Genomic DNA, 15913 nt, shown 5'->3' on the forward strand with positions numbered 1-15913 from the left:
ATGGCCCAGTCACCCGAGACGCGTCGGGAACAGATCACGGATGCGCTCCCGTCGTTCGGGTTCGCGGATCCGAACGCCAACACCGCCTGGTATCTCCTGATCGCGCCGAAGATCATCCTGATGGCGGGCGTGTTGATCCTCCCGTTCCTGGGATCGGTGTACATCAGCTTCCACGAGTGGACGCCACTCGCAGCCACCAAGCCCTTTATCGGCCTCGAAAACTACGCTCGGCTGCTCTCTGACGACGTGTTCCACAACGCACTGATCAACACCGGGACGTACAGCCTGGCGCTGATCCTCATCGACGTGCCGATCGCGCTCGGGCTGGCGCTGTTGCTCGACATGAACCTGCGGGGGACGCGGATCTACTCGGCGTCGATCTTCCTCCCGGTGGTCGTGTCGTGGGTCGTCGTCTCGCTTATCTGGAGCTGGCTGTACAACCCCGATTATGGGATGATCAACGCCTTCCTCAGCCTCTTTGGCTCGGAGGGCCTGGACTGGCTCAACAGCCGGAGCACGTCACTGGCAAGTGTCATCATCATGAGTATCTGGAAACACATCGGGTTCAACATGGTGATCTTCCTCGCCGGGCTGAAAGGGATTCCAGACACCTACTACGAGGCAGCGACCGTCGACGGCGCAGGCCGCTGGGAGCGGTTCCGCTACATCACGCTCCCCCTGCTGAAGCCCACCAGCTTCTTCGTCGTCATCGTGACGCTGATCTTCTCGTTCCGGGTGTTCACCCAGGTGTTCGTGATGACCGGCGGCGGTCCCGTCGACTCGTCGATCACGATCGTCTACTACTTCTGGCAGCAAGGCTTCCAGGAGTTCAACATGGGCTATGCCAGCGCGATCGCGGTTGTGCTGTTCATCCTCGTGTTCGCGTTCAGCATCATCCAGCAGCGCTCGTGGGGTGGTGACGTTGACTACTGAGCCAGACACCGAGAGCATCGAGCTCGAAGGTGATACCAGAGTCGCCGGCTACGAGGCCACCCAGCGCAAGCGGTGGCCCCGCTACCTCGCACACGCGATCCTCATCATCGCGGTGTTCGTGTTCGTGTCACCGTTCGTCTGGGCGTTCTTCACCTCACTGAAGCCAGAGAGTGAGATCTTCGCGACGATCTACCAGATCATTCCGTCGGAACCGACGGCACAGAACTACGTGCAGGTGTGGAACGAACAGCCCCTCGACCGCTGGGTGATGAACAGTCTCATCATCTCGACGGGGATCGTCTTCTTCACCCTCTTGCTCGACACGCTTGCGGGCTTCGCGCTGGCGAAGGGGCGATTCCGCGGTCGCGGCGTCACGCTGACGCTGGTGATCGGAACGCTCGTGATCCCCCCGCAGGTGGTGCTCGTCCCGCTGTTCATCGAGATGAACTGGCTGGGCTGGGGTAACACCTACTGGGCGATCATGATCCTCTTTATCGCCAATCCGTTCGGGACGTTCATGATGCGACAGTTCTTCATGACCGTCCCGGACTCGCTGCTCGATGCCGCGCGCATGGACGGCTGTAACACGTTCCAGATCTACACGCGGATCATGCTCCCGATGGCAAAGCCCGCGTTAGCCTCACTGACCGTGTTCACGTTCATCTTCGCGTGGGGAGCCTTCCTCTGGCCGTTGATCATCATCAACGACGGGGCGATGTTCCCGCTACAGGTCGGGATCGCACTACTGACCGGTCCCTACACCAGTAACTGGGGACAGCTACTCGCGGCCGCGATCATGGCCGCCGTGCCCGTCCTGACGGCGTACCTGCTCGCACAGCAGACGTTCATGGAGGGCATCGCGCTCTCTGGAGGTGGCAAAGGCCAATGAACCCGGCCATCCTCCTCCAGCTTGGCTACGCCGGCCAGAATCAGCCGATCGTCGGCGGTGCGTTGATCTTCCTCATCGCTGGTCTCTCGATCGGCTATCTCACCTTCGTCCGCGACGAGATGAAGGCGGGGATCGTGTTGAAGATCGCGAGCGTTCTGTTGCTGGGGATGGCGGTACTGGCGTACTTCTGGCCCCAGCGCCCCTGGCCGCACTGACCGGGGCCTGCTTTTTTGCGTCGTTCAGCGATTGTACTCGGAGACGGCAGTCAGCACTGCCGCCAGTTCGTCGGTGAGGATGTCGTAGAGTCGTTCGCCCTTCTCGGCGCTCGCCAGATCGGGCGCGCCGATCGCACCCGACTCCGAGTACTCGTCGAACCCACGATACACGGACAGCGAGCCACCGTCGAGCAGATCCTGCCCGCCCCACTCGTACTGTTCGTCCCACAGTTCGGCCGGTCGCGCACCCGTTTCTGCGACCAAATCGGGACACAGCGTTAGCATGAGCGACGTCTCGAACTCGCCGCCGTGTGCCATGCCACCCGTCTCGCTCTCGCGTAGCTCCTCGATTTCGTCCGTCGCCAACTGGAAGTAGGTGAGGCCTAAGACCTCTGCGTCGGTGTCGACGCCGACGGTCGAGACGGCGGCGTCGATCAGGGAGATGTTCCCCCCGTGGCCGTTGACGAAGCAGACGGCATCGAAGCCGTTCTCTAATCCGGTGTGGGCCACGTCTTCGAGGACGGCCTGCAGATGGGCGAAATCGAGCGAGAGCGTCCCGCCAAAGGGGAGGTGGTGCGGTGAGAAGCCACTCCAGACCGGCGGCGTGACCAGGACCGGGAGATCGTCGAGGCGTTCGACACCGCCGTGGACGACGGCGTCGACGAGGATCGTATCGGTCGCGACTGGGAGGTGATCCCCGTGCTGTTCGACGCTCCCGACCGGGACGACCAGCACCGAGCCGTCCGTCTGTGCGATTGCACGGATCTCGGCGGCGGGCAGCGCGGCCCAGTCGTCGGCGGCGAGTGTCTCGTGAAACATTACGCCATCGTCCCCCGCGTGCGTGATGATCGTGCGCTCACGACGGGACGAACCGCCGTCGGGACGGCGTGACGGCCTGTGTCGTGTGTCGTCATGTCCCGTCGTTCACCGTGTGTGTAGTAAAGCGTACCGACCACGGCGGGGCGTGCGTGTTTTGACAATACCAAAACTTACCACGCTGCCGTGTGAAGGAGTCCCGTGACCAAGACACGAACACCACGACGGATCAACGCGGTCGATCGGACGCTCGACATCTTCGAGGGACTCCGGGAACACGACGGGGCGACGGTGACCGAGCTGGCCGACGCGGTCGACCTGTCTCCCGGCACGGTCCACACCTACCTGTCGACGCTGGCCGACCGCGGGTACGTCCGCAAGGAGGGCGACGAGTATCACGTCGGCCTGTTCGTGCTCCCGCTGGGGGAGTACGTCAGGACTCGCTCGGCAATCTACGAGGCAGCCAAGCCAGTGCTCGACGACCTCGCGACCGAGACGGGCGAAGCGACGCATCTCGTCGTCGAGAGCCACGGCCGCGAGATTCCGCTGTACGAACGCTTCGGGACCGGGGCCGTCGGCGAGCAACTGTACGAGGAGATCAAGGGGTATCCACGGCGGAACCTCCACTGCTCTGCGGCCGGGAAGGCGATACTGGCCCACGCCAGCGCCGAGCGCCGCGAGGCGATGCTCGCCGACTACGAGTTCGCGGCCCGGACACCCGAAACGACGACCGACGAGACGGCCCTGCGGAGAGAACTCGACAGGATCCGAGACCGGGGCTTCGCACTGAACGACGAAGAACAGATTCAGGGGCTTCGCGCCGTGGGTGCGCCCGTCCAGCACGATGGCCGAGTGCAGGGCGCGATCAGTCTGTCGGCACCGACGAGTCGGATCCGGGACGAACAGTTCGCGTCGACCGTTCCCGAACGGGTCGTACAGGCCGCCAACGTCGTCGAGATCAACCTACAGACGACCTGATCGATATCCGCGTCTGTCAGTATCGTAATAGTGAACAGCGAGTGAAGCGCGAAAGAAGTATAACAGTAATACTGGTGTTATACTTACAGCGAGACCGTGCGACTATGTCCCACTATGAGATTACCGGAACCATGTAGACTATGCACAACATACATTATAATTATTTCGGGTGAAATAATCTATGTTTGACAATACCGAACAGAAGCAGTGAGCCGACGCCCGGTCGCAGTGTTCGTGATCACACAGAATGATTCCACTAACGTCGTTCCAAATCCTTCTCGCCCCGTTCTTAGATAGGTGTACCAATTCCGCGTTCGTATTCACAGTAGTATATGTTTCTTGGGTAAATATAGTTTTAGATATTATCGGATAGACTTTTCTGTCGGCCCTTGTAGATTTATTTCGGGTTTTTACGCCCAACAAATCGTTTTTAGTGACTGTGGCGCGGGCGGGGTAGAGACCAGTGTGGCAAAAGTCATTATACGGCCCGGTGTCGTACTCCCGGGTGATGCTGCTGATACTGTGTGTCGACCTCGACGACGACCTCGGACGCAAGACGGCGTGTGAGACGCCCGTCGTCGGCCGAGACGCCGTCGAGGCGGCCGCAGTCGATCTCGCGACGGCCGACCCGGAGGACTCCGACGTGAACGTCCTGTTCGAAGGAGTCCACCTCTACGATACGATCGACGACGAGGCCGTCGAGGTCGCGGCCGTCACCGGCGTCGACGGAAGCGACGTGGCGGCCAACCGGGCCGTCGGCGAGGAAGTCGACACCGTGCTGGCGTCGCTGTCGACCGGCGAGGACGTGCGGGCACTGCTCGTGACCGACGGCGCACAGGACGAGTCCGTCGTCCCGGTGATCCGCTCGCGCATTCACATCGACGGCGTCCACCGCGTCGTCGTCCGACAGGCACAGGACCTCGAATCGATGTACTACACGATCAAGCAGGTGCTCGACGACCCCGAGACCCGCGGGACGATCCTCGTGCCGCTCGGCATCTTACTCTTGATCTACCCGCTTGCCATCGTCGCCAATTTCCTCCAGTTGCCGGGGTCGGCACTGGGGATCATCTCCGGGCTGCTCGGCCTGTACGTCCTCGCCCGCGGTCTCGGGGCCGAGGAGACGCTGGACCGGACCGTCGAACGCGTCCGCTCGGGACTGTACACCGGTCGTGTGACGATCATCACCTACGTCGTCGCCGCCGCACTCATGGTCATCGGCGGACTCAGCGGCGTCGAGACCGTCGAAACGATGACCGACGCGACCTCGTCGATCGCTACCGTCGTCGCCGCGCTCGTCTATGGCTCGGTCCAGTGGTTCGCCGCCGCCGGCGTCACGAGTAGCTTCGGCCGCGTCACCGACGAGTACCTCTCGGAGAGCTTCGAGTGGCGCTTCCTCAACGCTCCCTTCTACGTGCTCTCGATCGCCGCCGTCACCCACGGCGTCAGCGCCTACTTCCTCGGCGTGGCGACCATCTCGTATCTCGCCGTTGCCCTGACCGCCGGCACCCTGCTGGGCCTGGGCAGCACGCTCGCCTTCGCCATCGCCGAGACGCGCTGGCAAGGGGCCGATCCGGTGTAGTCAAACGGCCGGCCCGCCTACGCACGCCCGATGTATGTCTCCCGCGCTGTCCAGTCGATCCGCGACGATCCCATCGACGGTGAGTCGGTCGCACTCGTGCTCGAACCCGGCGACGACACAGACACCGACAGCGTCGCCGCGGCCGCCGAAGCCGCCGGTGCGACGGTCGAGCGCCGCCTCCAGTTTGGCGACCTCGAAGTGACGGTCCCACAGCAGCGCGTCGACGACCTCTGTGCAATCGAAGGACTGGCCGCGGTCCAGACGGCCGACGCCATCGGCATTCATCCCGACGAAGCCGAAGAAGACCTCGATCCCAACGAGTGAACACGCAGTCGGACGCCGAAACACACAATCCGCACCGCTTTTGCCGGATGGCCCGCTACCGGACGACGAGGGCACGTAGCTCAGTCCGGATAGAGCGTCGGACTTCTAACCCCGCTACGCCTGTGGTGGGGGAAGCGATCCGACGGTCGTGGGTTCGAATCCCACCGTGCCCGCTTCTGCGACGAGTGGACACGAGGAGCGAAGCGGCACAAACGGGATTCGAACTACGGCAGGCCGAGCGAAGCGAGGTCTGGCATCGAGTGAGAATCCCACCGTGCCCGTCGACCTTTTTCCGCTGCGGGTTCGAGTCGCGCTCCGCGCGCTCGAACCACTTGCGCAAAAACGTCGATGAAAAAGACCTCCGAGTCGCGCCTGCGGCGCGCTCGGAGTGAACCGCCTCGCTTCGCTCGGCGGATGCTACATATGGGGATTCGGGCCGAAAATAGTCGTGAGAATGAGTCCAGACTCGAACACCGCGACCGTCCGAAGGCCGTGCTGATTGGCGAGGGTTCGACCCACTTCGACGCTCGAACGAACCGGCGCGAGGTGGCCGAACAGTACACCCCGCTGGCGAAGCGATACGCGAAGCTCGGCGTCGACATGGAAGCCGTCGTCGTTCACACCGGAAAGGATCTCCACCCAGAGCGGAAGCGTCTCTCGACGCTCGCGATGTACAAGGCCGCAAAGAAATCAGCTAAGTTCTTCGACACCTGGCCCGCTGATGCCGACGCGCCGACCGATCGCCTGTTCGGTGGCAGTCTGGAAGAGATCGAGAAAGCCACCGGCTACGATCCCGACGACGCCGCTCCATGGGCATGGAATCTTCGGGCAGGGCTATTTGAGAAGGACATTCGTTGGTCTGAATTACTCGATAGACTTACGGAACAAGGTCCATCTTGATTTTCAAAGATAGGTTATTCGTATACATGACCTCCTTCTTCCCGGTCAACTACTGATTCGTTATGTATCAACACTACTGTGATATTTAGAATGTCTCCTTCCAAAGAGGTATCTTCAGGAACCGGTATTCGAAATCCAGTCATCCCCGGATAATAACCATGTGTCTTGCTAACCTTCTTTGAAACTTCTTTGCTTCCCTCGTCAGATTCGACAGATATACGAAATGAATATTTCTTGTCAGTTTGTAAATTTGAATATCGTATAGAGATTGAGAGTGGATTCAAACCTGTGGGATCGGAATACTCAGTAATAGTGAAGCTGTTTACTCTTGGAGAAGGAGTAGAAACTGAAGTTTTCGGAGAAGGTGTAGAAGAACGAGTTTCGGATTTTTCAGTGTCATTTTCTGAGGAACATCCTGCTAAGATAGGAACACCACTAAGAATTACCTGAATCAGCTTACGTCTGCGCATTCATGTACTATCTGGCCCGCCATTGGTGTAAACTTACCGACAGCCCCATTATATTTTGTTTTCCATATATCAATTTTCAGCCTTACATACTATAAGACCCATTTACTTTCACTTTCACTCCGGCGTTGGCGTTCACTTTTAACACTCCATTGCATTGGTTCGAATCCGATGTCCCTGAACGAATGGCTACGTTGCCCCGCTGGGTGTGATGCGACGATCGAGGCGGTCACCCTCGCCGGCAGTCGGATCGGGCTTCAGTGTGTTGCGTGTGGTCGGAAAGTCGAAGAACCAGTCGAGCAGGTCGAAGAAAATTATCGGACAGTAGAGCACTAAGTCGCTCTGTCAGTCCCTTCAGCGATCAAGATGCTCGTCGAGAGTGGTGAACTCCAGCTCTTCGGGCGAGTACTGATACTGTTTCAGATCTTCGTCGTCGCAGTGATCGGAAAGGTTCGCTGGTGTAACCTCTTCGCCGATCGGACCTTCGAAGACGACGCTCACTTCATCGGCGTCGATCTCGACGACGACCGCGTGGTTCGGGTCGTCGTGAGAGGACTTGATGACGTAATCACCGACAGTGTACGGATTCTCCGCGAATTTCAGGTTCTCGTGCTTGTACGTGTACAGGCTGATATCCTGATCGTCGCAGTACGAGGACAACAGTGCTGGGTCAATGTCCCGCCAGTCACCCGGTCCCTCGTCGAGCGAGGTGGGGAACGCGACCCGGACACCTTCGCCGTCGAGTTCCTGCCCGTATAGTTCGATCTGCGTCTCCGGCGGCAGGACTTCGACCACGACCCCGACGGAAGCGTCTTCGTCTGCTCGCTTCTCGACGCGATCGCCGGGCTGGAACGGGTTCTCCGGCGTCTGGTTCATGTTCGCCGTGTTCGGCCCGAGGTCTTGGAGATCGTTCATCGGCCGAGCAGCGAGGTGTTCGAGCTTCGCCGGTGAGTTCCCCGAGAACTGTGCTTCCGTCTCGACCTTCGATTTGAGCGTGTCGACGTGTTCCCACCCGAGGAGAATCAGACTATCCTCGTTGTCCCGGTGCCAGACCATCACGATGATGTCGTCGGCGGCGTCGTTCTCGACCATGTTCTTCGGGAGAAATGCCGATACGTCGCGAGAGGTCTTCACGTCGATCTCGTAGCCGAACACCTCGAAGTCGTGTCCCGAGAAGCTTTCAGCGTTACACCGTCGCATCGCGTCTTCGTTTTCCCACTCCCACATCTCGGCAGGTAGATACTCGCGGCAGAACTGCTCGAAGGCGATCTCCCCGAGGTTCCCGATCCGCTTTGCATCGATGTCGTCGGCACCTTGCTTGATCGCTTGGTGATTGGCCCGACTGCTGTCGATTTCATCAGGGCTGAACTGGTACACGACAGCATCGTTCTGTCGGAAAAATATGAAATTTGTCATGCTGGGCGGGACAGTGGTCGGTCGAAAAAGGTGACGTGACCGAGATAGACACTCGAACCGCAATCACACCGCTTCGCGACCCTCATCGAGCCCGATCACACCGGCAGCGAGTACGCCGACCGCGAGCACCACGACAGTGCCGCCGACGGCGATGGGTGCGTTCGGGCCGGCACCGTTGTTGAGCGAGACCCCGTAGAGCATGATCGCAAGTCCGAGGAGCGTCAGCCCGAAGGCGCTGCCGAAGATCGTGCGCTGTGATGCCATACCACAGCGTCGGCGTGCGATGGCAAAAACGTACTGGCGCTACGGACTCGACAGTTTGCCGAGACACTCCTGACAGAAGCGGGCATCGGCGAGGTTCGGGGTGCCACAGCGCTGGCACGCGGTCCTGTCGCTCCCGCCGTCGCCGGGGAACAGCGACGGCGTGCCGGCGGTCGTCTGCGGGGAGTCGAACTCCCCCTCACGGACGCGTTCGACGAGGTCGTCGTCCTGCATCGCTTCGAGACCGCGCCAGAGACCCAGGAACAGCAACGTCGGCGCGACGATGACGAACAGGCCGGCCGCCACCCGCACGGCAAGTTCGAACTGGCCGATCATACCCGTGACAGGGGCTAGTCGTGTGAATAGTTGACGCTTATATCACGGATTGCCACACGAAGGGGCGGTGCTGGACCGTCACCGACGTGATCGGCGGCGAAGGGCCGAGCGATGTGGGTCACCTCACGACGTGGTACCCGTGCGTGAGCTGACGACCAGCTCGATCGACTCGGCCGGCGACAGCGTCATTCCACCCTCCATTTCGGGCATCGCATCCATCGGCGTGTCGAGTTCGACACGGTGGCAGATCGCTGCGACCGCGAGTTTCAGCTCCGTCATCGCGAACCGCGCACCGATACAGTTGCGTGGGCCGCCGCCGAACGGGAAGTACGCGTACTCCGGGCGCTCGCGGTCGGGATCATCGCTCGGCGTCGCGCCGAACCACCGCGAAGGATCGAAGGTCTCGGGACAGTCCCACCAGCGCTCGTCGCGGTGGACGACCCACGGCGAGATGCTCACGTCGACGCCAGCGGGGATCGTGTACGGTCCCACGTCGACCGGGTCGACAGTCTCCCGGTAGAGCACCGGTGCGGGCGGGTACAGACGGAGGGCTTCCCGGACGACGGCGTCGGTGTAGTCGAGATCGGTGAGCGCGGCTGCGCCGGGCGTCGCATCGGGATCGTCACTGAGCACGTCGTCGACTTCGTCCCGCACGCGTCGCTGACTCTTGGGGTGGCACGCGAGTAGTCCCAGCGTCGTGGCCAGTGCCGCAGCGCTCGTGTCGTGGCCGGCGACGAGCAGTCCCTTGGCGTTGTCCTTCAGCGTCGCGTGATCCAGTACGTCGGCCTCGTTACTGCGGGCGACCAGTTCGGAGAGGATGTCGTCGAACCCGTCCGGATCGTCGCGTCTGGCAGCGATCAAGTCGTCGACGAGGTCGTCCAGCGCTGCCGTCGCCTTTCGGTACCGCCAGATACGGGGCAGCGGTACCCAGTCCGGTAAGAAGACCGCCGGGGATTCCGTATCGAAGCGACGGCGGACCGCCACCGCAGCCTCTCGAAGCGTCTCCTCACGCTCGCGGACGTCCGCACCGAACAGCGTCCGCGAGAGCACCCGAATCGTCAGCGTCCGCGCCACGTTTTCGGCGTCGAGGCGCTGCCCGTCAGTCCACTCGTCGGTGATCTCGGCGCCGATTGCACCCATCTCGTCGGCGTAGTCCCGGACCTGTTCCATGAAGAAAGCAGGCTGGAGTGCCTCTCTGATCGCCTTCCAGCGCTCGCCCTCCGAGAGCAGCAGCGACTGGGGCGAGAGGTTTTCCAGTTTGCCAGTCGTCAGTTCGCCTTTGACGAACGCGTCCATTTCGGTGACGAGAACACGCTCGATGTCGGCCGGGTTGTTCAGTCCGTAGAACGTTCGGCCAGCGACCGACGCACGGCCCACGTCGCCGTACTCCTCGGCCATGCGCTCACCGTAGCCCAGTTGATCCCGGATCACCGACAATGTCACACCGAGGAGGGGGAGACCGTCAGGGCCCGGCGGTTCCTCCCCGTCGCCGGTGTCGAAGCGTACGCGCTCGGGATCGAGAGCCACAGCACGCGAGTCACCAGCAGGTACGTCGGTCGCGGACACGTCACAGCCAGCGGAATCGGTGTCGCCCATAGCTGACTCTTCGAGCGTACAGGCGTTGATCTCACTGCAAAGGATGTGAGGTCATTTATATACTGGTGTCGAATCAAGGTGTATGCGATACGTAACGATCGAACTCCGACCGATCGGTGAGGCGTCCTTTCATCCGGTCGGGACGGCGCTGGGCGAGGAGCCAGCGATCCGTCGGGAAGCGATCCACAACGTCGAACTGCTCGACGACGGCACGATGGCGATGCTCGCAGAAGCTAGCGGTGACCTCGAACGGTACGCCGAGATTCTCGAGGAGTCGCCGGACGTGCTCGACTACTCGGTTTCGGGCGAGGAGCGCGGGGTCGCCTACTCCCACATCGACGGGAACGACCTCACGAACTACCTGATCGAGCGGCGCGCTCACTCCGAGTTCGTTATCGACTGGCCCATCGAGATCACCGAGGACGGTGCCCAGCGGATCACGCTCGTGGGCGACCGTGCGGCCTTCGCACGGGCCGACCCTACGGGTCCAGAGGGCGCCGAGATCGAGATCGTCGAGATGGGCGAGTACCTCCCCGAAGCGAAGCGCCTGTTCGACAGTCTCACCGAACGCCAGCAAGAAGTGCTGCGGGCAGCGGTCGACGTGGGCTACTACCGGACGCCCAGAGAAGCGACGACCGAAGACGTTGCCGAGCAGGTCGGCTGCGCTCCCGGTACCGCCGGCGAACATCTCCGAAAGATCGAAGCACGGGTGTTCCAGCGCCTCGTTGGCTGAGCGACTGATCGAACGACCGCAGCGGTGGCGCGCGCTGTCGCGAGCGCAGGCGAGCGACGACGTTGTGTGAGGGATGAGCGACTGCAAGGAGCGAATCGGCTGGGGAGGCGTGTGGCCCGATGCTGTGCGGTGCGTGCCTGGTGGAACGAACGGGCGAGGCACGTCTGGACGGTTCTGCGTGGGCACTATTCGAGCACCGCGAGGATATCCCACACAGAACCGTTCAGCGGGCCGAGGGCGTTCAGTTGTCGGTGATTCTCGTTCCTGTTCAGCGGGCCGAGGGCGTTCAGTCTGTAGGGGTCTACGCTTCGAACCCGTCTTCGAACACGAACGTCCCATCCTCCTGCACGACCTCCCCATCCACTTCGATCCGCGAGTCCTCAGACATATCCACGAGCATGTCGACCGACCTTTTTCGGCGTCGGGTTTCCTCGCTCACTGCGTTCGCTGCGGGAACCACTCCTCGAAAAACGTCGATGAAAAAGCCGCACCTCGCTTTGCTCGGTGCGGTACTACTCCTCGAACACGAACGTCCCGTCCCGCTGCACGACTTCCCCGTCGACCTCGATGAACGAGTCCTCCGACATATCCACGATCATGTCGACGTGGACGGCGCTGTCGTTCTGAACGTTGTCCTCGCCGACGGTGTCGTCGTAGGCCCGGCCGACGGCCATATGGACCGTATCGCCCATCTTCTCGTCGAACAGCATGTTGTATGTGAACTGGTCGATGTCGCGGTTCATGCCGATCCCGAGTTCGCCCAGACGGCGCGCGCCCTCGTCGGTGTTCAGGACCTCCGTCAGCACGTCCTCGTTCTTGGCGGCGGAGTGTTCGACGACCTCGCCGTCCTCGAAGCGGAGGTAGGCGTCGGTGACCTCGCGGCCCTGGTGGTAGAGTGGCTTGTCGAAGAGGACTTCACCGTCGACGCTGTCGGCGACGGGGGCGGTAAAGACCTCGCCGCCGGGGAGATTGCGCTCGCCGTAGTCGTTGAGCGTCGGATTGCCGGCGACGCTCATGGTCACGTCCGTAGTGTCACCGGAGACGATGCGGACCTCCGCTGCGGGGTCGAGAATCTCGACCATCTGGGCCTGATGTTCGCGGACCGCATCCCAGTCCTTGTTGATGGCGTCCCAGACGAAGTTCTCGTAGCCGTCGGTGCTCATCTGGGCCAGCTGGGCGTTGGTCTCGGCGGGGTACTGGGTGAGACACCAGCGCTTGGAGAGGCGTTCGGCGAGCAGGGGCTGCTGGGCCTGCTGGTACGCTGCCGTTACTTCGGGGTCTACGTCGCTCGTTTCGGTGGCGTTGCCGCCGCCCCGGATGGCGATGTACACGTCCATCTCGTCGTACAGCGCCTGCACGTGACTGGGTGTCTCGAAGTCGCCGTCGTGGTTGCGCAGATACGCACGGCGGAAGCGGCTGCCCAGGCGGTCCTGCACGGTCAGCGGATTCGCGCCGCGGTCGGCGATCACTTCGTGGAGTGCGGTGACGAGGTCCGTCGCGGCCGGGTGGGCGTCGATGACGACGTTATCGCCGGCCTGCAGGTCGACAGAGTGGTCGGCGACGGTCTCGGCGTGTTCGCGGATGCGCGGGTCCATACCGACAGCCAGCGGTGGCGCGAACTAACCAGTTTCGCCTACTTTCCCTGCATTCCCTCTTTGAACCCGACCACCGTTCGGCGGATCAACAGATAGAGGAAAAAGACCACTCCGAGCAGGACCGCCAGAATCGCGTACACTTCCCAGCCAGGCATAGGCGGGCCTTCGACCCCGCAAGTGAAAGTCGTTTCGGGGTGTGCCGATTTCGGGCCGTTCACCCGGTTTTCGAGAGTGTCAAACTCGCATTTGAGCTATGGTAAAGACTCATACGGTCGTGGTACATATCGTTCAGGCATGTCACTGCTTCCCTCGAAAGACCCCGCCGTTCCCGATTCGGACCCACGGGTGATCTCCGTCGACAGTGACGACGCCGACGACGTGCTGTCGGCGCTCTCGGCGGGGACTGCGCGGAAGCTCCTCTCGGCGTTGCACGACGAGCCGGCCCCGCCGGGCGAACTCGCCAGTAGAGTCGACACGTCGCTACAGAACGCCCAGTACCACCTCGAAAAGCTCGAATCGGCTGGCGCAGTGGAAGTCGTCGACACCGCCTACTCCGAGAAGGGACGTGAGATGGACGTGTACGCGCCCGCGGATCAGCCCCTCGTGATCTGTGCGGGCAACGAACAGGAGACCTCGGGGTTGCGGAGCGCGCTGTCCAGTCTGCTGGGCGGCCTCGCCGTGGTCAGTCTCGTAAGCGTGTTCGTTCAGGAACTGTTCGGCCGGTCCGTCGGTTCGTTCGTTCAGCCAACAGTTCGCAGCGGGAGTGCCGGCGGTGGCGAACCGTCGAGTAGTTACCTCCCGAACGGATCCGGGTCTACTGATCCAAGACTGACAGAAGCGGCAGAACAGGTGGCGGCAGACGGGGGATCGGTCGCACAGACCGGGACAGAGGCAGCTATCAGCGCCATTCCACCCGGGGTTGCGTTCTTCGCTGGAGGTGCTGTCGTCCTCGGTTCGATGTTCGTTATCTGGTACGTGAGACGGTAAAAGTCCGGCTTGACCCACCCCGTGGCAACTATCAAACGGCTCTTTGTGTTATCGTCGGCTATTTTTATCTCTGGTATCTAAGAGAAAGTGCGTCGACCCAACACCGCACAGACCATGACGAGACTGGCACGCGATCGGGACTGCTCCACCGATCCCCACGGCGCTATCACGCCTGTTACTGGCACACCTCCGAGAGCACCGTTCCATCGGGCTGGCACAGCGTCACCGCCATTCCACTTCCAGTGTCCACCACTTCGGCGTGTGCGGGCCGAAATCGGCGCGGGTCGGCGTAGCTCCCCGGATTGACCAGCAGCCACGCAGACGAATCCGACAGTTCTGGCCGGTGTGAGTGGCCGACCACCACCACGTCGGCAGCCTCTTGCCGAGCGAGCAGCGACAGCGCCGTCGCCGAGTGTTCGTGTCCGTGAACGACAACGAACCGAACGCCGTGCCACTCGACGGTCGCGGTACTGGGAAGTCGCTCGCGAAGCGCCGGCTCCTCGTTGTTGCCCTGGACAGCGACCAGTTCGGTCGCTTCCGCCTCGATGGCGTCGTACACCGCTTCGGTGGTGAAATCGCCCGCGTGAATCACGACATCGGCGTCGCGAACGGCATCGAGCGTTCGCCCACGGAGTCGATGGCCGTCGGTGCCGTGCGTATCGGAGATGATCGTCAGCATACCGTCAGTGTGGATCCAGAAACACTTAGTTGGGGCCAGATGAGTCCCGAACAATGGCTGGAAGTAGATCGGTCGTCCTCGCCGCCCTGGTCGCAAACGGTGCCATCGCGATCCTCAAGTTCTTCGGCTTCCTCCTGACCGGGAGCGCCGCGATGCTATCAGAGACGTATCACAGCATCTCCGACACTGGCAATCAGGTGTTCTTGCTGATCGGGATCCGGTTCAGCGAGCGCAGTCGGGATCGGCAACACCCCTTTGGCTACGGCAAGTCCCAGTTCTTCTACAGCTTCCTCGTCTCGGTCTTGCTGTTCGGGATCGCTGGCTGGGAGAGCGCAAAGCACGGCTGGAATCAACTGACCGGTGGCGGTCACGGCGGGGGCCACGCCGGCGAGGCGGTCGACCTGCTCTTTTTCACCTACACGCCGCCGGCATGGCTCGAACCGGTCTGGGTCAACTACACGGTCCTGATCGGCGCGTTCGTCTTCGAGACGTGGGCACTGTACAAGGCCCGCGCGGAGATGCAACGCCAGATGAGCGCCAACGACTGGACGAGCTATCGCGAGGCCTTCAAGAAGACCAGCGACGTGACGACCCTGACGGCACTGACCGAGGACACCATCGCACTGGCCGGGATCGTCATCGCACTCGTCGGGATCACGCTCGAACAGGTGACCGACAATCCGGTGTTCGATCAGGTCTCGGCGCTCCTGATCGGGATCATGCTGATGGGCTTTGCGCTGGCACTGGCCTGGGAGAACAAACGGCTCCTTCTCGGGGAAAGTCTCCAGCCCGACGAGGAAGCGGCGTTGCGCTCGGTCATCACCGACCACGCAAGCGTCGAGGAGATCAGGGACTTCCGGACCGTCTACTTCGGTCCACGGAACGTGCTGCTGACCGCTGACGTGGCGTTCGAGGACGGCCTATCGACCGACGAGATCCACGAGCATATCACCATACTACAGGAAGATCTCAGAGCGGTCGACGAGGGGATCCAGCGGATCTACATCGAACCGGAGAGTTGATACTACCGGCTGTAAATCTGTGAATGATTTCGCCACCCCGGGGTAGCGGAGATATTCACGAAGTTACAGCCGGCAGTATGAGGTAAGAGTGTACTGTTTGGAGGCGCGGCTTCATTCCTCGGTGAGAAGGCCTCGAAAGCGGATTGCTCGGCCTCTTATCTGAACAGCACTTTGTCTATTGCCG

The 15913-nt window shown here is 61.7% G+C and carries 20 protein-coding genes and 1 tRNA gene; 11 read left to right on the forward strand and 10 right to left on the reverse strand.

Annotated elements, in window-relative coordinates:
* The 3 genes from AC5FRW_RS04080 to AC5FRW_RS04090 are packed head-to-tail and all read left to right on the forward strand — an operon-like array spanning position 1 to position 2037.
* On the forward strand, positions 1 to 933 hold the full coding sequence (locus AC5FRW_RS04080) for a carbohydrate ABC transporter permease (RefSeq protein ID WP_493567154.1): 933 nt from the start codon (positions 1 to 3) through the stop codon (positions 931 to 933).
* Complete coding sequence (locus AC5FRW_RS04085) at positions 923 to 1822, forward strand: carbohydrate ABC transporter permease (protein WP_493567155.1); 900 nt, start codon at positions 923 to 925, stop codon at positions 1820 to 1822. Before AC5FRW_RS04080 ends, AC5FRW_RS04085 begins: the two co-directional genes overlap by 11 nt.
* Complete coding sequence (locus AC5FRW_RS04090; RefSeq protein WP_493567156.1) at positions 1819 to 2037, forward strand: hypothetical protein; 219 nt, start codon at positions 1819 to 1821, stop codon at positions 2035 to 2037. Before AC5FRW_RS04085 ends, AC5FRW_RS04090 begins: the two co-directional genes overlap by 4 nt.
* Positions 2038 to 2061: 24 nt before the next feature.
* On the opposite strand, the gene AC5FRW_RS04095 is transcribed toward AC5FRW_RS04090, so the two are convergent.
* Positions 2062 to 2856 carry a creatininase family protein gene (locus tag AC5FRW_RS04095; RefSeq protein WP_493567157.1) on the reverse strand — a complete coding sequence of 265 codons (795 nt, stop codon included), beginning with the start codon at positions 2854 to 2856 and terminating at the stop codon, positions 2062 to 2064.
* 198 nt (positions 2857 to 3054) lie between these two features.
* On the opposite strand from AC5FRW_RS04095, the gene AC5FRW_RS04100 reads away from it, so the two are divergent.
* The 5 genes from AC5FRW_RS04100 to AC5FRW_RS04120 all read left to right on the forward strand — a co-directional run bounded on the left by AC5FRW_RS04100 (position 3055) and on the right by AC5FRW_RS04120 (position 6637).
* Positions 3055 to 3831 carry an IclR family transcriptional regulator gene (locus AC5FRW_RS04100; protein ID WP_493567158.1) on the forward strand — a complete coding sequence of 259 codons (777 nt, stop codon included), beginning with the start codon at positions 3055 to 3057 and terminating at the stop codon, positions 3829 to 3831.
* 508 nt (positions 3832 to 4339) lie between these two features.
* Positions 4340 to 5413 (forward strand): DUF373 family protein, encoded by a 1074-nt coding sequence (locus AC5FRW_RS04105; protein ID WP_493567159.1) that lies wholly within the window; start codon positions 4340 to 4342, stop codon positions 5411 to 5413.
* A gap of 30 nt (positions 5414 to 5443) precedes the next feature.
* Positions 5444 to 5737 (forward strand): hypothetical protein, encoded by a 294-nt coding sequence (locus AC5FRW_RS04110; RefSeq protein ID WP_493567160.1) that lies wholly within the window; start codon positions 5444 to 5446, stop codon positions 5735 to 5737.
* Positions 5738 to 5806: 69 nt separating this feature from the next.
* Positions 5807 to 5910: transfer RNA gene (locus tag AC5FRW_RS04115), tRNA-Arg, on the forward strand.
* A 250-nt stretch (positions 5911 to 6160) separates the two neighbouring features.
* Entirely contained in the window at positions 6161 to 6637 is a 477-nt protein-coding gene (locus AC5FRW_RS04120) for a hypothetical protein (protein ID WP_493567161.1), read from the forward strand.
* Positions 6638 to 6651: 14 nt separating this feature from the next.
* Here AC5FRW_RS04120 and AC5FRW_RS04125 read toward each other — a convergent pair whose 3' ends face one another.
* From AC5FRW_RS04125 to AC5FRW_RS04145, 5 genes are all read right to left on the reverse strand, one after another.
* Entirely contained in the window at positions 6652 to 7107 is a 456-nt protein-coding gene (locus AC5FRW_RS04125; protein WP_493567162.1) for a hypothetical protein, read from the reverse strand.
* Between the two features lie 351 nt (positions 7108 to 7458).
* Positions 7459 to 8481 carry a DUF7961 domain-containing protein gene (locus tag AC5FRW_RS04130; RefSeq protein WP_493567163.1) on the reverse strand — a complete coding sequence of 341 codons (1023 nt, stop codon included), beginning with the start codon at positions 8479 to 8481 and terminating at the stop codon, positions 7459 to 7461.
* A 102-nt stretch (positions 8482 to 8583) separates the two neighbouring features.
* Positions 8584 to 8784 (reverse strand): hypothetical protein, encoded by a 201-nt coding sequence (locus AC5FRW_RS04135; RefSeq protein WP_493567164.1) that lies wholly within the window; start codon positions 8782 to 8784, stop codon positions 8584 to 8586.
* Between the two features lie 39 nt (positions 8785 to 8823).
* Positions 8824 to 9117 carry a zinc ribbon domain-containing protein gene (locus AC5FRW_RS04140; RefSeq protein ID WP_493567165.1) on the reverse strand — a complete coding sequence of 98 codons (294 nt, stop codon included), beginning with the start codon at positions 9115 to 9117 and terminating at the stop codon, positions 8824 to 8826.
* Positions 9118 to 9240: 123 nt separating this feature from the next.
* Positions 9241 to 10713 carry a cytochrome P450 gene (locus tag AC5FRW_RS04145; protein ID WP_493567166.1) on the reverse strand — a complete coding sequence of 491 codons (1473 nt, stop codon included), beginning with the start codon at positions 10711 to 10713 and terminating at the stop codon, positions 9241 to 9243.
* 82 nt (positions 10714 to 10795) lie between these two features.
* Here AC5FRW_RS04145 and AC5FRW_RS04150 point away from each other — a divergent pair, with 82 nt between their 5' ends.
* Positions 10796 to 11446 carry a helix-turn-helix domain-containing protein gene (locus tag AC5FRW_RS04150; protein WP_493567167.1) on the forward strand — a complete coding sequence of 217 codons (651 nt, stop codon included), beginning with the start codon at positions 10796 to 10798 and terminating at the stop codon, positions 11444 to 11446.
* A gap of 301 nt (positions 11447 to 11747) precedes the next feature.
* On the opposite strand, the gene AC5FRW_RS04155 is transcribed toward AC5FRW_RS04150, so the two are convergent.
* The 3 genes from AC5FRW_RS04155 to AC5FRW_RS04165 all read right to left on the reverse strand — a co-directional run bounded on the left by AC5FRW_RS04155 (position 11748) and on the right by AC5FRW_RS04165 (position 13196).
* Complete coding sequence (locus AC5FRW_RS04155) at positions 11748 to 11885, reverse strand: hypothetical protein (RefSeq protein ID WP_493567168.1); 138 nt, start codon at positions 11883 to 11885, stop codon at positions 11748 to 11750.
* Positions 11886 to 11958: 73 nt separating this feature from the next.
* The gene (locus tag AC5FRW_RS04160; protein ID WP_493567169.1) at positions 11959 to 13041 is read right to left on the reverse strand and encodes an aminopeptidase; all 1083 of its coding nucleotides are present in this window, start codon (positions 13039 to 13041) and stop codon (positions 11959 to 11961) included.
* A 38-nt stretch (positions 13042 to 13079) separates the two neighbouring features.
* Positions 13080 to 13196 carry a DUF7859 family protein gene (locus AC5FRW_RS04165; protein WP_493567170.1) on the reverse strand — a complete coding sequence of 39 codons (117 nt, stop codon included), beginning with the start codon at positions 13194 to 13196 and terminating at the stop codon, positions 13080 to 13082.
* Positions 13197 to 13335: 139 nt separating this feature from the next.
* Between AC5FRW_RS04165 and AC5FRW_RS04170 the strand changes: the two genes are divergently transcribed.
* Positions 13336 to 14028: an ArsR/SmtB family transcription factor gene (locus AC5FRW_RS04170; RefSeq protein WP_493567171.1), complete on the forward strand. Its 693-nt coding sequence runs from the start codon at positions 13336 to 13338 to the stop codon at positions 14026 to 14028.
* A gap of 175 nt (positions 14029 to 14203) precedes the next feature.
* On the opposite strand, the gene AC5FRW_RS04175 is transcribed toward AC5FRW_RS04170, so the two are convergent.
* Positions 14204 to 14707, reverse strand: coding sequence for a metallophosphoesterase (locus AC5FRW_RS04175; protein ID WP_493567172.1), 504 nt, complete (start codon positions 14705 to 14707; stop codon positions 14204 to 14206).
* A gap of 53 nt (positions 14708 to 14760) precedes the next feature.
* Here AC5FRW_RS04175 and AC5FRW_RS04180 point away from each other — a divergent pair, with 53 nt between their 5' ends.
* Positions 14761 to 15729 (forward strand): cation diffusion facilitator family transporter, encoded by a 969-nt coding sequence (locus AC5FRW_RS04180; RefSeq protein WP_493567173.1) that lies wholly within the window; start codon positions 14761 to 14763, stop codon positions 15727 to 15729.
* The last annotated feature ends 184 nt before the right edge of the window (positions 15730 to 15913 follow it).

Source organism: Halomicrobium sp. HArcht3-1, from assembly GCF_058933345.1.

Bases quoted from the DNA above. Each gene is read 5' to 3' on its own strand.
- AC5FRW_RS04140 (WP_493567165.1), bottom strand. From the start codon at position 9,117: ATGATCGGCCAGTTCGAACTTGCCGTGCGGGTGGCGGCCGGCCTGTTC.
- AC5FRW_RS04105 (WP_493567159.1), top strand. From the start codon at position 4,340: ATGCTGCTGATACTGTGTGTCGACCTCGACGACGACCTCGGACGCAAG.
- AC5FRW_RS04145 (WP_493567166.1), bottom strand. From the start codon at position 10,713: ATGGGCGACACCGATTCCGCTGGCTGTGACGTGTCCGCGACCGACGTA.
- AC5FRW_RS04125 (WP_493567162.1), bottom strand. From the start codon at position 7,107: ATGCGCAGACGTAAGCTGATTCAGGTAATTCTTAGTGGTGTTCCTATC.
- AC5FRW_RS04080 (WP_493567154.1), top strand. From the start codon at position 1: ATGGCCCAGTCACCCGAGACGCGTCGGGAACAGATCACGGATGCGCTC.
- AC5FRW_RS04180 (WP_493567173.1), top strand. From the start codon at position 14,761: ATGGCTGGAAGTAGATCGGTCGTCCTCGCCGCCCTGGTCGCAAACGGT.
- AC5FRW_RS04090 (WP_493567156.1), top strand. From the start codon at position 1,819: ATGAACCCGGCCATCCTCCTCCAGCTTGGCTACGCCGGCCAGAATCAG.
- AC5FRW_RS04165 (WP_493567170.1), bottom strand. From the start codon at position 13,196: ATGCCTGGCTGGGAAGTGTACGCGATTCTGGCGGTCCTGCTCGGAGTG.
- AC5FRW_RS04175 (WP_493567172.1), bottom strand. From the start codon at position 14,707: ATGCTGACGATCATCTCCGATACGCACGGCACCGACGGCCATCGACTC.
- AC5FRW_RS04135 (WP_493567164.1), bottom strand. From the start codon at position 8,784: ATGGCATCACAGCGCACGATCTTCGGCAGCGCCTTCGGGCTGACGCTC.
- AC5FRW_RS04095 (WP_493567157.1), bottom strand. From the start codon at position 2,856: ATGTTTCACGAGACACTCGCCGCCGACGACTGGGCCGCGCTGCCCGCC.
- AC5FRW_RS04120 (WP_493567161.1), top strand. From the start codon at position 6,161: ATGGGGATTCGGGCCGAAAATAGTCGTGAGAATGAGTCCAGACTCGAA.
- AC5FRW_RS04170 (WP_493567171.1), top strand. From the start codon at position 13,336: ATGTCACTGCTTCCCTCGAAAGACCCCGCCGTTCCCGATTCGGACCCA.
- AC5FRW_RS04110 (WP_493567160.1), top strand. From the start codon at position 5,444: ATGTATGTCTCCCGCGCTGTCCAGTCGATCCGCGACGATCCCATCGAC.
- AC5FRW_RS04150 (WP_493567167.1), top strand. From the start codon at position 10,796: ATGCGATACGTAACGATCGAACTCCGACCGATCGGTGAGGCGTCCTTT.
- AC5FRW_RS04160 (WP_493567169.1), bottom strand. From the start codon at position 13,041: ATGGACCCGCGCATCCGCGAACACGCCGAGACCGTCGCCGACCACTCT.